Genomic DNA, 14,683 nt, shown 5'->3' on the forward strand with positions numbered 1-14,683 from the left:
GCTATGGATACCTGGATCTATCTCTCTCAGGGGTTCGCGGTAGCGATGACCCCGGAAAACCTGGTGATCGCCCTGATCGGCTGTTTCGTCGGGACCATCGTCGGCCTGCTGCCGGGCCTTGGCCCTATCAACGGCGTGGCGATTTTACTGCCGCTGGCCTTTGCGCTACACCTGCCTGCGGAATCGGCGCTGATCCTGCTGGCGACGGTCTATATCGGCTGCGAATACGGGGGGCGTATTTCCTCGATTCTGCTTAACGTGCCCGGCGATGCCGCCGCCATTATGACCGCGCTGGATGGCTACCCGATGGCGCAGCAGGGGCGCGGCGGCGTGGCGCTCTCTATTTCTGCCGTCAGCTCGTTCTTTGGCTCCATGATCGCCATTGGCGGCATCATCCTCTTCGCCCCGGCGCTGGCCCAGTGGTCGCTGGCGTTTGGTCCGGCCGAGTATTTTGCCCTGATGGTGTTCGCCATCGCCTGTCTCGGCAGCATGATGGCGCAGAATCCGCTGAAGTCGTTTTTGTCTGCGTTGATTGGCCTCAGTCTGGCCACCGTCGGCGTGGATGCCAACACCGGGGTTTATCGTTTTACCTTCGACAGCGTTCATCTCTCCGACGGCGTGCAGTTTATCGTCGTGGTGATTGGTCTGTTCTCTGTCTCAGAAATCTTACTGATGCTGGAGCATACCAGCAGCGGGCAGACGCTGGTGCGTAAAACCGGACGTATGCTCTTTAATGCCAAAGAGGGGGCGCAGTGTATTGGCGCCACCCTGCGTTCGTCGGTGATCGGTTTCTTCGTCGGCATTCTGCCCGGCGCGGGGGCTACTATCGCCAGCGCTATCACCTACATGACCGAGAAAAAGCTGAGCGGTAACAGCGACAGCTTCGGCAAAGGCGATATCCGCGGCGTGGCGGCGCCGGAGGCGGCGAATAACGCCTCGGCCTGCGGCTCGTTTATCCCGATGCTGACCCTCGGCGTGCCGGGCTCCGGCACCACGGCGGTAATGATGGGCGCGCTGACGCTCTATAACATCACCCCGGGTCCGGCGATGTTTACCGAGCAGCCCGATATCGTCTGGGGTTTAATTGCCGCCCTGCTGATCGCCAACGTGATGTTGCTGGTAATGAACATCCCGCTGATCGGCCTGTTCACCCGCATGCTGACCATTCCCCTGTGGTTCCTGGTCCCGGCCATCGCCGCCGTCTCTGCGGTTGGGGTGTACGCGGTGCACAGCACCACCTTCGACCTGGTGTTGATGGTGCTGCTCGGCGTGCTGGGCTACATTCTGCGCAAGATGCACTTCCCGATGTCGCCGCTGATTTTAGGGTTTGTGCTGGGGGAAATGCTGGAGCAGAACCTGCGCCGCGCCCTCTCCATCAGCAATGGCAACATGGGGATCCTGTGGGAGAGCAGCGTGACGAAGATCCTGCTGGCAATGGCGATTATGGTGATTGTCGTGCCGCCGGTGCTGCGCTGGGTCCGCCGACGCCAGCACAAACCGCAGCCGGATATCGGTTGATTAGCCCCTCAACAGGGCATTGACCCACTGCTTTAACGCCTGGCGGGAGATTTTAATCCCGCCATTTTTCAGTTCTGACGGCAGCGCCAGCCAGTGTACCGGCTGCTCAAAGCGCGCCAGCCTGCCCTGAACCCACTCCGGCAGCAGCGTGATATCCGTGCCCGGCTCGCATTCCACTACCGCCACCGGACGTTGCCCATACTCGGCATCATCCAGCGGAACGACAAACGCCTGGCTTATCTGCGGATGCGTGGCGATAACGCGCTCCAGCGCTTCGGGCTGGATCCCTTCTCCGCCGCTGAAAAAGAGATTGTCCATTCGGCCCAGAATGGTCAGGCGTCCGTCATGCCACTCGCCGCGATCGCGGGTGGCAAACCAGCCCTGCTCATTGACCAGCGGCAATAATGCGCCGTCTCGCCAGTAGCCCGCCGCCATGCTTTCCGCCCGGAGCCAGACTTCACCGTTCACCACCTGAACGTCTCTGCCCGGCAGCGCGCTGCCCACGTCCGGCGCGCCGTCGGCCTCTTTGGCGCAGACGGTGGAGGCGAACTCGGTCAGACCGTAGCCGCAGAACGTACGGATCCCCTGCTCGCGCGCCTGTTCGGTCAGCGCAACGGGGATTTCCGCCCCGCCGAGCAGCACGGCTTTCAGCGCGACGGGATGGTGTGAATTAAGCAGCCGCCACAGCTGCGTTGGCACCAGCGAGGCGTGGGTACAGCCCTGTAGCGCCTGCTCCAGCGGCTGTTTTTCACGCACGGTGAGACGGCCTCCGCCCTGCAACCAGCGCCACAAAATCCCCTGACCGGAGACGTGAAACAGCGGCAGAGAGAGCAGCCAGTCGTCGCTATCGCCGTAAGGCATCAGCGCCAGCACCCCTTTTGCGCTGGCAAGGTGGGCGGCACAGGTGTGCACCGCCGCTTTCGGCAAGCCAGTGGAGCCAGAGGTGAGCGTCATTGAGGCCAGCCGTTCTGCCCGCCACGTCACGCCGCCCTGCCCCTCGCCCTCTCTTAATACCAGACCGGGCAGACCGTCATACTCACCGTTAAGCACCAGCGCAAAGCGCAGCGTCATCTGCGGCAGGAGGACGTCCAGCAGCGGACGGGGAAGCTGAGGGTTCACCGGCAAAATGCGGGCGCCGCACTGAAGCAGCGCCAGCCAGGCCAGCAGGGTCTGCGGGTGGTTGTGGGCGAGCAGCATGACGCCATCACCGTCCGTAACGCCCTGAGACTGAAAACCGGCTGCGAGACGATCGATACGCTCGCCCAGCTGAGACCAGCTGAGCGTTATATCGTCTAAACGCAGCGCGGATTTATCGGCACGCCGGGTGCGCCAGTACCGCCACGGCCAGTCGGTAAAACTCATCGCAATGGCTCCAGCGCCCCGACGTCGAGGCACGGCAAGGTGCTGCCAGGCCACTGGCGAATCAGCTGGGCCTGCATCAGGTTTAGCGTATCGAGACCGGGAACGGTGTCCGGCGTTAACCATGCAGCGATGCGCGCCAGCTGCGTCAGGCCGAGGCTGGATTCGATGGATGAACTGATCACCGCCGTCAGCCCTGCGGCATGGGCCGCCGCAACCTGCTCGCGCACCTTGTCGAGGCTGCCGGTCAGCGTTGGCTTAATCACCACGGCCCTGACGCCCGGCTCGGCGGCAAACGCGAAATCGGCTTCGCGCAGGCTCTCATCCCAGGCAATGGCAATGCCGGTTTCCCGGGCGAAGGCGCGCGAGTCGTCGCGCGTTTTGCACGGCTCTTCGAGAAACGCGATGCGGCTGCGGTACGCCGGGTTGACGTACTTCGCGAACTGTTGCGCCCTGAGCGGCGTCCAGGCGCGGTTGGCGTCCAGGCGCAGGTGTAGATCGGGAATGGCTTCCAGTAACAGGTTAACCACCATTCCGTCGCGCACTGCTTCGTACAGGCCAACCTTTATTTTCGCCACCTTCTCGCCAGGCATCGCGGAAAGGAGCGCGAAAAGTTCATCCGGATCGCCGGTACAGAGCGGCGCGGCGCAATAGTTCGCCGCGTCCGGTAAACTGCCGTCCAGCTCTGCCAGCGCACAGCTGATGCCGAACGCGGCGGAAGGAACGTCCGGCAGCGCCGGATCTGCTCCCTCACGCCATTCGTACGTCCAGGCCATCAGCGCAGCCTGCGCCTCGTCCGGCGTTTCCAGGCTAAAACCCGGAAGCGGGGCGATTTCGCCCCACCCTTCCCGCTCGCCCTGCCGGAGATGCACGCAAAAGCCGTCACGGGTTTTTAACCGCCGTTCACGCAGCACCACGCCCGCGTCCATCGGTATCTGCCAGCGGTAAACCTGCGCGCAACGCATTACGGGTTCCGTTTGTATTTGCTGAAGTCCGGCTGGCGTTTTTCGTTGAACGCGTTGCGCCCTTCCTGACCCTCTTCGGTCATATAGAACAGCATGGTGGCGTTACCTGCCAGCTCCTGAAGGCCCGCCTGACCGTCACAGTCGGCGTTGAGGGCCGCTTTCAGGCAGCGCAGCGCCATTGGGCTGTTTTGTAGCATTTCGCGACACCAGCGCACGGTCTCTTTTTCCAGATCGGCGATCGGCACCACGGTGTTAACCAGCCCCATATCCAGCGCTTCCTGGGCGTTGTACTGACGGCACAGGAACCAGATTTCGCGGGCTTTTTTCTGACCGACAATGCGCGCCATATAGGACGCGCCCCAGCCGCCGTCGAAAGAGCCGACTTTCGGGCCAGTCTGACCGAAAATGGCATTTTCCGCCGCGATCGTCAGGTCACACATCATGTGCAGCACGTGACCGCCGCCGATGGAATACCCTGCCACCATCGCGACCACCGGTTTTGGACAGGTGCGGATCTGGCGCTGGAAATCCAGCACGTTCAGGTGGTGCGTGCCCGCATCATCCTGGTATCCGCCGTAGTCACCGCGGACTTTCTGATCGCCGCCGGAGCAGAAGGCTTTCTCCCCTTCCCCGGTGAGGATGATGACGCCGATAGTGTCGTCGTAGCGGGCATCCGCCAGCGCCTGGATCATCTCTTTTACGGTCAGCGGACGAAATGCGTTGCGCACCTGTGGACGGTTGATAGTAATTTTGGCGATACCATCGGCGGATTTGTGGTAACGAATGTCGGTATAGCCTTCGGAGCAGTCCTGCCATTCAACCGGCGCGTAAAGCATGTGTTCATCAGGATAGATCATAGCGTGTCCTTTGTTCGATAACGCAGTATCTGAGCCAGACTCGCGGCAACCGCGTCCGGGTTGTCCCGGTGGGCGTTGTGTCCGGCGTGAGGGATAGCATGACGCGTGACGTTAAGTTCAGCGGCGATAGCTGCAAACTTCCCGTCACGTTCGCCATAGAGATAGTCAAAAGAAAAATCACGCGCGATGAGCGCGGGACGTAAATCAGGCTGAACGGCAAGCGAGGTGGCCTCCAGCATCTCTGCCAGCCTCGGGCCGTTGTTCCGGCTGCGCAGCGCGATCAGCGCCCTGCGCTGATCATCCGTAAGTGAGGCAAAGACCGGCTGTTGATACCAGTCGGCAAAGACGGCCTCCAGCGGCTCACTGCGAAACCGTGACGCCCAGCGGCGGTCAGAGATCAGCCGGGCCTGGCGCGCATCGGCGTCTTGCAGGCCCGGGTGTCCACCTTCCACCATCAGCCCGTCTAACCCCGCAGGATGCTGACAGGCATGGAACATCGCAATGCGGCCGCCGAGGGAGTACCCCACGAGCCAGTATCTTAGTATGTTGTAACTAATAAGGGTATGCGAGAGCAATTCACTTACCTCTGCAAACCCCGTCACGCCCGTATCCGCTGAACCACCGTGCCCGGGCAGGTCAATGTAGAGCCGGGGGTAGTCATGCAGCGACGCCCCGACAGCCTGCCACTCGCGACAGTCGCCGGAAAAACCGTGCAGGAAAACCAGCCAGGGGTAGCCTGGTTTTCCTGGCTGGGAGACGCCTGCGAGGATCACAGGTGACTCACCTGCGCAAGCAGATGTTGCAGCTTCTGCGCGCCGTCAGCATCGTTTACCACCAGCTCAATCAGCGTCGCGCCAGGCTGCCGCCAGGCGGTGTTCAGCGCCGTCTCCAGCGCGTCCCAGTTTTCCGGGCGATGGTACTTGAGGCTGAACATGGCGGCGGCGTGTTCGAACTGCACGTTTTGCGGCATCAGATAGAAGCGCTCACGCTCGCTTTGCGGCGTCGGCAGCAACGAGAAAATCTGCCCGCCGTTATTGTTCACAACAATCAGCACGAACGGGGCCGACACCTGACGCAGGAGCGCCAGCGCGTTGAGATCGTAGAGGGCTGAGAGATCCCCCACAATCGCCAGGGTGGATTTCGCGCTGGCCCGCTGTACGCCAGCGGCGGTGGAGATCAGGCCGTCAATGCCGCTCGCGCCCCGGTTGCTGTACACCGGATAACCCGCCGGCAGCTGCGAAAAGGCGTCAATCAGGCGCACCACCAGGCTGTTACCGACAAAAAGTTGTCCCTGCTCGGGAAGATATTTGCGGATACGGTGCGCAAGCCCGGCTTCACTGAACGCCTCGCACTGCGTTTTGGTGAGTTCCCACGCCTGACGTGACAGCGCCGGGATCTCCACCGCCCAGGGTTTGCGTTTTTCCGCCGGATGCAATTCCAGCCAGCTGTCAATGTTGCTCACCAGGCGGCGGCCGCGATGGTGCGCCGGGTCAAGGCGTCCTTCTAGCGGATCCACCAGCCAGTACTCTTCTGGGGTACAGGTGGCCTGCCACTGGAGCAGACGCTTCCCCGTCAGGCTCGATCCCAGCTGGACGACAATCTGCGCCTGCGCCAGCTCGGTAACCGCTTTCGCGTTACCCAGCCAGAGGTCGGCGCAGGGCAGCGGCTGGCCCGTCTGGGAAAGCACGTCACCAATCAGCGGCCAGCCAAGCGTTTGTGCCCACTCCGCCGCCAGCTTGCCTTCCGCCGCACTCATCCGCCCGGCAATCACCACGCCGCGCTTCTGGCGCCAGAAGAACCAGTCGCGCTGTTTTGCGCTTTCCATATGCGTCTGCTCGCGCAGCCAGGGTTTTTCGCTCTCCCACCAGTCTCCCAGCTGCTGTTGCCAGACGAGGCCAGTATCGTTCATTTCACCGTACAGCGGCTCGGCAAACGGGCAGTTAATGTGCAGCCCGCCGCTGCGCAGTGCGTTCATGGCGTGGTCGAGGGTTGAGACCAGCCAGCTGGCGGGAATATCCTGGGTGGGGCGCGGCAACGAGACCGTCTGTGAAGGATGCGAGGCAAAAATGCCAGGCTGACGAATCGCCTGATTAGCACCGCAGTCAATAAGTTCCGGGGGACGGTCGGCAGTGAGTAAAATCAGCTTTTCGCCGGTTAATCCCGCTTCTATCAGCGCCGGATACAGGTTCGCCACCGCCGTGCCGGAGGTGACTATCACCGCCACGGGCGCTTTGCTGACTTTCGCCAGCCCGAGCGCCAGATGGCCCAGACCCCGCTCATCAAAATGGGTGTGGTGAATAAAAGCCCGGTTTTCCGCGGCAGCAAGGGTGAGCGGCGTGGAGCGAGAGCCCGGGGCAATACACACATGCCTGACACCATGACGGGTCAGGGCTTCAAGGATCACCGCCGCCCAGCGTCGGTTAAAAGAACTTACTGACATGAGATTGTCCAGTATCAAGAATGCGACACAGTATAAATAATAGAAAAAGTCAGAATTTTGATATGAATCGGGATTGCACGAATCAGTATTAATCCCTTAGGAGAAGGGAACGCAGCCCGGCGGCCTTGTTTTCGATCTCCTGCCACTCCTGCTCCGGATCGGAGCCGCTGACGATGCCCGCCCCCGCATAAAGACGCAGCGCAGCGTCGTGAACGCGGGCGGAGCGTAATGCCACACAGAATTCGCTTTGATCGCGCGATAAATAGCCCGCCGACCCGGCGTACCACTCCCGGTCAAACGGCTCCACTTTCGCAATAAATTCTCGCGCCGCCTGTCGCGGCAGCCCGGCCACCGCCGCCGTCGGTTGCAGAATATGCAGGCACTGCTCGTCGTCAGGCTGTTTAAGTTCGGTCCAGATACAGCGACGTAAATGCTGCACCTTGCGCAGACGCAGCACCTGCGCAGGCAGGATCTCCAGCGTCCGGGTATGGTGCTGAAGACGCTGGCAGATATCTTCCACCACCAGCATATTTTCCCGCTGATTTTTGTCGTCATTCATCAGCCAGTCGCCCAGACGCTGGGCCTGCTTATCGTCAGAATGGCTGGCGACGGTGCCTGCCAGCGCTTCAGTGCGCAGCAGCGTGCCGCGTCGCCGCCACAGGCGTTCAGGCGTCGAGCCGAGGAACGCGTTGCTGGCGTCAAAGACCATACAAAAATGATAGCAGTTGAGGTTTAGCGCGCGGCTGGCAGCCATCAGCGCGATGGCGTTCACGGGCTGCTGGCAATGCACGTCTGTAGCACGTGCGAGGACCACTTTCTCAAAATCGCCGCGAGCAAGGGTATCCGTCGCCTGACGAATCAACGCCAGCCATTCCGGTTTTTCCGGATGATGGGTTTCCTGCACAATCTGCACGGACAACGGGCGGATCGGCGCGGCGTCGCGCAGGTTATCGACAAAATTAAGCGCCTCACGGGCATCTTCCCGCAGCGACGTTTCGCTCCACAGTTGCAGACGCAGCGTGGCGACCCCGCCAGACCGTCGCCAGAGAAGGCGCGGTAAAAACAACTTGCCCTGCGCTGGGTTGAAGGCGTTCAGGCCGCAGATACGGGTGTCATTGGCTACGTCGTGGGTGTGCAAAAACCGCGAGGCCGAGGCCAGAGAATCGAAATGGGCGAGGCTTCCGAGCGCGGCAAGTTCTTCATCACCGCTGCGCTGTTGCCAGTAAAACTGAGGATAGCATCGCTGCACACCGAGCCAGGCCAGCGGATCGAAGGCGTCGTTTAACGGGAAAGAGACATCGAAATGGCGTAAACCGGGTGTAGCTGGCAATGCTTGCGCAAGCTGAGTACGCAGGCTTTGCAGCGCGAGGAAAATCGAGTGCACGCGAACCTCTCCCTGTTAAAGCCTTATATTATACGGGGTACTGACGATAAATAGCAGTACCCACGTGTAGGGAGTGGTTTACCGGCTTAACGACGGGCTAACATCAGACCCAGCACCAGCCCTACGGCCGCACCGACCCCAATGCCCTGCCACGGTTTTTCATGCACATAATCGTCGGCACGATAAACCGCCTGCTTGGCGCGGTAGTAGTAATTGTCGGATGCGTTACTGACGCGGTTTTTCACGTCATGCAGCGCCTGCTCGGCGCGGGCTTTGAGCTCAATGTACTTCTGATCGGCAGGATCGCCTGAAGAGCGCAGCACTTCTTCCAGCGTTTCGCTTAGCAGCGTCAGGTCGTCGTCGACTCGGGTATCCCAGGATTGAAATGACATATTTTTCTCCATGTTAGTACACCAGTCCGGTAACTATAGACAACGTATTGCTATTGCGCCTGTTTCGCTTCGCGTGCCATGCCGATGTGTGGGATGCCGTCTTCGTCGTAAATGTCCGTGACCGGGGTAAAACCAAAATGGCCATAGAATGATTGCAAATGCGCCTGCGCGCCCAGGTATAACGCCTTGTCCGGCCACTGTTTCTGGCATGCGTCCAGCGTTTTTTCCATCAGCTGATAGCCCAGCTTTTCACCGCGCGCGCGGCCGCTGATAATGACGCGGCCAATGACGACAGGGTCAAAATCCTCTTCGCTTTTCAGAATCCTCGCATACGCCACCAGCTCGTTATCGCGCCAGCCGAGGATGTGCCGGTTCTCGCCGATCAGGTCATCGCCGTCGATATCCTGATACGGGCAGGTTTGTTCAACCACAAAGACTTCGCAGCGCAGCTTGAGCAGGGCGTAGAGTGAATGCACGGTCAGTTCGCTGTGGTGTAGATCTTGCCACTGGATCATGTGTTTCTCCTTCCTAGGGTTCATCACGTTATACTAAACCCCTTCCCATTCGGCAAAGGGCTGATTGCGTTATGGAACTGATTTTTCTGGGTACGTCCGCCGGGGTGCCAACCCGCTCACGAAACGTGACGGCGATTCTGCTGGATCTTAAGCATCCTACCCGGGGTGGGCTGTGGCTGTTTGACTGCGGCGAGGGTACGCAGCATCAGCTGCTGCATACCTCATACCACCCGGGGAAAGTGGATAAAATATTTATCACCCATCTGCACGGCGACCATCTGTTTGGCCTGCCGGGCCTGCTGTGCAGCCGTTCGATGGCCGGTAACGCTAACCCGCTGACCATTTATGGCCCCGCGGGTATTCAGGAATTCGTTGAAACCACGCTGCGCCTGAGCGGCTCGTGGACCGATTATCCGCTGGAGGTGGTGGAGATCGACGAAGGTCTGGTGTTCGATGACGGAGATTACCTGGTGCGCGCTTACCCGCTTAACCATCCGGTGGAATGCTACGGCTATCGCGTTGAGGAGCATGACAAGCCCGGGGCGCTGAACGCCGCCGCGTTGCAGGCCGATGGGGTGAAACCAGGCCCGCTGTTCCAGCGTCTGAAGCACGGCGAGACCGTCACGCTGGAAGACGGGCGCGTCATCAACGGTCAGGATTACCTCGCCCCACCGCAGCCGGGCAAAAAACTGGCTATTTTTGGGGATACCGCCCCCTGCCCTTCGGCGCTCAGGCTTGCCAGAGGTGTAGATGTGATGGTGCATGAGGCGACGCTGGAAGCGGCGATGGAAGAAAAAGCCAACAGCCGGGGGCACAGCTCTACGCGTCAGGCGGCGCAGCTGGCACGTGAGGCTGGCGTCCGGAAACTGATTGTTACTCACGTCAGCTCACGCTATGACGTCCGCGGCGCTGAAAGCCTGCTGGCAGAGTGCCGGGAAGTATTTCCGGCATGCGAGCTGGCGGAAGATTTTGCTCAGGTCAGCGTTTAGTCCTTCATTTTTCCCTCAGCGTGCCGATAACGATTAAAAGGCCAGCATTTCTCTTGAGGGTAGAATGGATAATTTCCAGAAAGATATTGATGACAGGGCAAACCTGACCCTGTCCAACCGTTTTGAACTGTTGCTGTTCCGTCTTGGCACCTCTCTGAACGAAAATAAATCCGAGCTGTTCGGCATCAACGTGTTCAAATTGCGCGAAATTGTGCCGATGCCGACCTTCACCAAACCGGCGGGAATGAAGTCTCCGCTGATGGGGATGGTGAACATTCGTGACCAGGTGATCCCGGTGATCGATCTGGCCGCCGTCGCCGGCTGCAAACCAGCCACCGGGCTGAACATCCTGCTGATCACCGAATATGCCCGCAGCGTGCAGGCGTTTGCCGTAGAATCGGTGGAAAACATCATGCGTCTGGACTGGAAGCAGGTGCACGCCGCGGAAACCGCCGTCAGCGGTCGCTACATCACCAGCATTGCCTGTCTGGACGAGAAGACCGATACCAACGATCTGGCGATGGTGCTGGACGTGGAGCAGATCCTGTACGACATCACCCCGGCGAACCACGATCTGCACGCCACCCATCTGGAAACCACCAAATTCAACATCAAGCCTGGCTCTGTCGCGATTGTTGCAGAAGATTCAAAAGTAGCGCGCTCAATGCTGGAGAAGGGATTGCAGGCGATGGAGATCCCGGCCCAGCTGCATATCACCGGCAAAGACGCGTGGGAGAAAATCACTCAGCTGGCCGCGCAGGCACAGGCCGAGGGCGTTCCCGTTACCGATAAGATTGCCCTGGTATTAACCGACCTCGAAATGCCGGAGATGGACGGATTTACGCTGACGCGAAAAATCAAATCCGACCCGGTACTGAAAGATATTCCGGTGGTGATCCACTCGTCTCTTTCCGGCAACGCGAACGAAGATCATATTCGCAAAGTGAAGGCGGACGGCTATGTGGCGAAGTTTGAGCTGAACGAGCTGTCGTCGGTAATTGAAGAGGTGCTGGACCGCTCGATGAAGAAGATTGAAGGGCCGTTGATTAGCCGCAAGCAGCTGGCTTAGTCGGGTGGCGCTACGCTTACCCGACCTACAAAACCCGTAGGCCCTGCAAGCGTAGCGCCGCTGGGCAATAAAAAAGGCAACTTTCGTTGCCTTTTTGCTTTCACCTTACATCAGCGGCATCGCGCGCTGCACGATATCAATCAGCGGCTGCGGATAGATACCGAAGATCAGCACCAGCAGCGCGGAGATCAGCACCACGATACCGCCGGCGCTATACTGCCAGTTGGACGGCGCATCGCGGTTGAGCTGCTGAGGCGCGCTCAGGTACAGGCTCACGGCAACGCGCAGGTAGTAGTAGAGACCAATCGCGGAGCCGATAACGACACCCGCCGTCAGCCACCACAGACCCGCCTGCACACCGACGGCCAGCACGTAGAACTTACCGATAAAGCCCAGCGTCATCGGGATACCCGCCAGAGAGAGCATCATCACGGTCATTACCGCAGACAGAATCGGACGGTGCCAGAACAGACCACGGTAGGAGAACAGGGAATCCGCATCCGGGCCACGGTACGGGCTGGACATCAGGCTCACCACGCCGAACGCGCCGAGGCTGCTAAACAGGTAACCGGCCAGATAGACGCCCACAGTTTCCATCGACATCTCACCGCTTTGCAGCGCAATCAGCGCCACCAGCAGGTAACCCAGATGGGAGATAGAGGAGTAGCCCAGCAGACGCTTAATGTTGGTCTGGCTCAGCGCCATCAGGTTACCGAAGATGATGGACACGAACGCGATAATGCCCAGCACCACGCGGACCGCTTCGCTGTCGCCCACCGGGGCGTACAGGAACAGACGCATGACCACACCGAAGATAGCGATTTTGCTCGCCGTCGCCAGGAAGGTCGAGACCGGTGCAGGGGCACCCTGGTATACGTCTGGCGTCCACAGGTGGAACGGAACCAGTGAGAGTTTAAAGCCAAGGCCAACAATCATCATGCCCAGACCCGCCAGCAGCAGCGGCTCATGCATCATGCCGTCGCCGAGGCTCTTACCGAGCGCCATGAAGGAGAGATTACCCGTCTGTGCGTACAGCAGCGCGATACCGAACAGCAGGAACGACGACGCGGCAGCAGACAGGATCGTGTACTTGATTGCCGCTTCCAGAGAGCGCTTCTGGCGGAAAGCGTAACCAATCAGGCCGAACAGCGGGAGTGAGATCAGCTCAATACCGAGGAACAGCGCGGCCAGGTGGTTCGCGTTCGCCAGCAGAATACCGCCCAGTGCGGCAATCAGTACCAGCAGGTAAAACTCTTCTTTGTTGTCGTTGTACCCTTCAAGCCACGGGTACGCAAAGGTACAGGTTGCCAGGCTCGCCAGCAGCACCAGACCGGTGTAGAGCATGGCGTAACCGTCAACGCGCATCAGCGGCGTGACGTCCATCGCTCCCGCCTGGCCAACAAACCAGAGAGAGACTAACGCAGCGTTCAGACCCAGAACGGACAGGGTCGCATTCAGGAAGTGATTGCGTCGCCACGCAATGGAGAGCATCACAACCACCACCGTCAATCCGACGATCAGCAGCGGTAGCAGCGCGATCAGTTGTTGTGGAGTTATTGTCATGGCGAATTACGGCCTTGTAGTAGAAGCAGAATTAACAAACCACTGCTGGATGTTACCCATCGCGGAGTGCGAGGTATCCAGAATCGGCTGCGGATAGAAGCCCAACAGCACCAGCAGTACGACCAGCAGCAGGATGATGAACAGCTCACGCAGCGACATCCCCGGCAGTTCTTGTGCAGCAATTTCACTCTTCGCTTTACCGAAGTAAGCGCGGTGCAGCATCGCCAGCGAGTACACGGAGGCAAACACCAGACCAAAGGTGGAGATGACGGTGATCGTCGGTACCACGTTGAAGCTGCCGAACAGGATCATAAACTCGCCGACGAAGTTACCGGTACCCGGCATACCCAGAGTCGCCACCGCGAAGAACATGGAGAGCGCCGGCAGCCATTTCATTTTGCCCCACAGGCCGCCCATCATACGCATGTCGCGGGTATGCAGACGTTCGTACAGCTGACCACACAGGATGAAGAGACCGGCAGCGGACAGGCCGTGCGCAATCATCTGGATCACCGCCCCCTGGTACGCCAGCTGGCTGCCGGTGTAGATGGCAATCAGCACGAAGCCCATGTGGGAAACGGAGGTGTAAGCAATCAGACGTTTGATGTCGTACTGCGTGAAGGCCATCCATGCACCGTAGAAGATACCGATCACGCCAAGCCACATGGCAATCGGCGCGAACTCTGCGGAGGCGTTCGGGAAAAGCGGCAGGGAGAAACGCAGCAGACCGTAGGCCGCCGTTTTCAGCAAGATACCCGCCAGGTCAACGGAACCCGCCGTTGGCGCCTGAGAGTGCGCGTCCGGCAGCCAGCCGTGCAGCGGTACGACCGGCATTTTCACCGCGAAGGCGATGAAGAAGCCGAGCATCAGCAGGTATTCCACGCCGTGGGACATCGGGGTCTTCAGCAGATCTTCATAGTTGAAGGTCCAGACGCCGGTCGCATTGTAATGCACGAATACCAGCGCCAGGATGGCAATCAGCATCACCAGACCACTCGCCTGGGTGTAGATGAAGAACTTGGTGGCCGCCGTGATACGCGTTTTACCGTCGGATGCCTTGTGGCCCCACAGCGCGATCAGGAAGTACATCGGCACCAGCATCATCTCCCAGAAGAAGAAGAACAGGAACATGTCGATGGCCAGGAACACGCCGATCACGCCGCCCAGGATCCACATCAGGTTCAGGTGGAAGAAGCCCTGGTATTTTTCGATTTCTCGCCAGGAGCAGAGTACCGCCAGAACGCCGAGCAGACCGGTCAGCACCACCATCAGCAGCGACAGACCGTCAATCGCGAGGTGGATCGTAATACCGAAACGTGGGATCCACGGCAGAATGAACTCAGACTGCCACTGCGGAAGGCCCGCGGACTGGGTCAGTGAGTAGCCACCCTGCAACCAGAGTTGCAGACCAAGCGCGAGCGTCAATCCCATGGTGATCAGCGCGATCCAGCGCGGCATCTTCACGCCAAAGCGTTCGGTCTGCCAGCACAGGAAGCCGCCGATGAAGGGAATTAATATTAGCCAGGGTAGTAACATGGCGATTTTTATTCCTTGTTAAAGTCCCTCAGGGACCGATTTTCAACGAATTCGACAAAATTCACGTTTGAGTGCGGGGCCTTTTGCCCTGTGGCG

Annotated in this window: 13 protein-coding genes; 3 read left to right on the plus strand and 10 right to left on the minus strand. The window is 59.7% G+C overall.

Annotation, left to right across the window (positions count from 1 at the left end):
* The first annotated feature begins 3 nt into the window (after positions 1-3).
* A complete protein-coding gene (locus INF61_RS15140; RefSeq protein WP_006811365.1) occupies positions 4-1,518 on the plus strand; it encodes a tripartite tricarboxylate transporter permease in 1,515 nt (504 codons plus the stop codon).
* Here the strand turns inward: INF61_RS15140 and menE are convergent, their stop codons facing one another.
* From menE to INF61_RS15180, 8 genes are all read right to left on the minus strand, one after another.
* Positions 1,519-2,880 carry an o-succinylbenzoate--CoA ligase gene (gene menE, locus INF61_RS15145; protein WP_193547890.1) on the minus strand — a complete coding sequence of 454 codons (1,362 nt, stop codon included), beginning with the start codon at positions 2,878-2,880 and terminating at the stop codon, positions 1,519-1,521.
* Positions 2,877-3,842 carry an o-succinylbenzoate synthase gene (gene menC, locus INF61_RS15150; RefSeq protein WP_032669452.1) on the minus strand — a complete coding sequence of 322 codons (966 nt, stop codon included), beginning with the start codon at positions 3,840-3,842 and terminating at the stop codon, positions 2,877-2,879. The genes menE and menC overlap by 4 nt, the downstream gene beginning before the upstream one ends.
* Positions 3,842-4,699, minus strand: a complete 858-nt coding sequence (menB, locus tag INF61_RS15155) for a 1,4-dihydroxy-2-naphthoyl-CoA synthase (protein ID WP_003859452.1) — start codon at positions 4,697-4,699, stop codon at positions 3,842-3,844. The genes menC and menB overlap by 1 nt, the downstream gene beginning before the upstream one ends.
* Complete coding sequence (menH, locus tag INF61_RS15160) at positions 4,696-5,472, minus strand: 2-succinyl-6-hydroxy-2,4-cyclohexadiene-1-carboxylate synthase (protein WP_193547891.1); 777 nt, start codon at positions 5,470-5,472, stop codon at positions 4,696-4,698. The genes menB and menH overlap by 4 nt, the downstream gene beginning before the upstream one ends.
* Positions 5,469-7,139, minus strand: a complete 1,671-nt coding sequence (gene menD / locus INF61_RS15165; protein WP_040117897.1) for a 2-succinyl-5-enolpyruvyl-6-hydroxy-3-cyclohexene-1-carboxylic-acid synthase — start codon at positions 7,137-7,139, stop codon at positions 5,469-5,471. Before menD ends, menH begins: the two co-directional genes overlap by 4 nt.
* A gap of 88 nt (positions 7,140-7,227) precedes the next feature.
* Entirely contained in the window at positions 7,228-8,523 is a 1,296-nt protein-coding gene (gene menF / locus INF61_RS15170) for an isochorismate synthase MenF (RefSeq protein ID WP_017693007.1), read from the minus strand.
* A gap of 86 nt (positions 8,524-8,609) precedes the next feature.
* Positions 8,610-8,915 carry a stress response protein ElaB gene (gene elaB / locus INF61_RS15175; protein WP_040117899.1) on the minus strand — a complete coding sequence of 102 codons (306 nt, stop codon included), beginning with the start codon at positions 8,913-8,915 and terminating at the stop codon, positions 8,610-8,612.
* Between the two features lie 50 nt (positions 8,916-8,965).
* A complete protein-coding gene (locus tag INF61_RS15180) occupies positions 8,966-9,430 on the minus strand; it encodes a GNAT family N-acetyltransferase (RefSeq protein ID WP_023295084.1) in 465 nt (154 codons plus the stop codon).
* A gap of 71 nt (positions 9,431-9,501) precedes the next feature.
* Between INF61_RS15180 and rbn the strand changes: the two genes are divergently transcribed.
* A complete protein-coding gene (gene rbn, locus INF61_RS15185) occupies positions 9,502-10,419 on the plus strand; it encodes a ribonuclease BN (RefSeq protein ID WP_063933230.1) in 918 nt (305 codons plus the stop codon).
* A gap of 64 nt (positions 10,420-10,483) precedes the next feature.
* Positions 10,484-11,488: a chemotaxis protein gene (locus tag INF61_RS15190; protein WP_015572274.1), complete on the plus strand. Its 1,005-nt coding sequence runs from the start codon at positions 10,484-10,486 to the stop codon at positions 11,486-11,488.
* Positions 11,489-11,593: 105 nt separating this feature from the next.
* Here INF61_RS15190 and nuoN read toward each other — a convergent pair whose 3' ends face one another.
* Together nuoN and nuoM are read right to left on the minus strand one after the other, a co-directional pair.
* Positions 11,594-13,051, minus strand: a complete 1,458-nt coding sequence (gene nuoN, locus INF61_RS15195) for an NADH-quinone oxidoreductase subunit NuoN (protein ID WP_015572273.1) — start codon at positions 13,049-13,051, stop codon at positions 11,594-11,596.
* Between the two features lie 6 nt (positions 13,052-13,057).
* Entirely contained in the window at positions 13,058-14,587 is a 1,530-nt protein-coding gene (gene nuoM / locus INF61_RS15200) for an NADH-quinone oxidoreductase subunit M (RefSeq protein ID WP_003861498.1), read from the minus strand.
* Positions 14,588-14,683 lie beyond the last annotated feature (96 nt).

The organism is Enterobacter cloacae complex sp. P18RS (assembly GCF_014982105.1).
GTDB classification, from domain to species: domain Bacteria; phylum Pseudomonadota; class Gammaproteobacteria; order Enterobacterales; family Enterobacteriaceae; genus Enterobacter; species Enterobacter hormaechei_C.

Excerpts from the sequence above, each read along its gene's own strand:
- INF61_RS15140 (WP_006811365.1), top strand. The coding sequence starts at position 4 with ATGGATACCTGGATCTATCTCTCTCAGGGGTTCGCGGTAGCGATGACC.
- menE (WP_193547890.1), bottom strand. The coding sequence starts at position 2,880 with ATGAGTTTTACCGACTGGCCGTGGCGGTACTGGCGCACCCGGCGTGCC.
- menC (WP_032669452.1), bottom strand. The coding sequence starts at position 3,842 with ATGCGTTGCGCGCAGGTTTACCGCTGGCAGATACCGATGGACGCGGGC.
- menB (WP_003859452.1), bottom strand. The coding sequence starts at position 4,699 with ATGATCTATCCTGATGAACACATGCTTTACGCGCCGGTTGAATGGCAG.
- menD (WP_040117897.1), bottom strand. The coding sequence starts at position 7,139 with ATGTCAGTAAGTTCTTTTAACCGACGCTGGGCGGCGGTGATCCTTGAA.
- elaB (WP_040117899.1), bottom strand. The coding sequence starts at position 8,915 with ATGTCATTTCAATCCTGGGATACCCGAGTCGACGACGACCTGACGCTG.
- INF61_RS15180 (WP_023295084.1), bottom strand. The coding sequence starts at position 9,430 with ATGATCCAGTGGCAAGATCTACACCACAGCGAACTGACCGTGCATTCA.
- rbn (WP_063933230.1), top strand. The coding sequence starts at position 9,502 with ATGGAACTGATTTTTCTGGGTACGTCCGCCGGGGTGCCAACCCGCTCA.
- INF61_RS15190 (WP_015572274.1), top strand. The coding sequence starts at position 10,484 with ATGGATAATTTCCAGAAAGATATTGATGACAGGGCAAACCTGACCCTG.
- nuoN (WP_015572273.1), bottom strand. The coding sequence starts at position 13,051 with ATGACAATAACTCCACAACAACTGATCGCGCTGCTACCGCTGCTGATC.
- nuoM (WP_003861498.1), bottom strand. The coding sequence starts at position 14,587 with ATGTTACTACCCTGGCTAATATTAATTCCCTTCATCGGCGGCTTCCTG.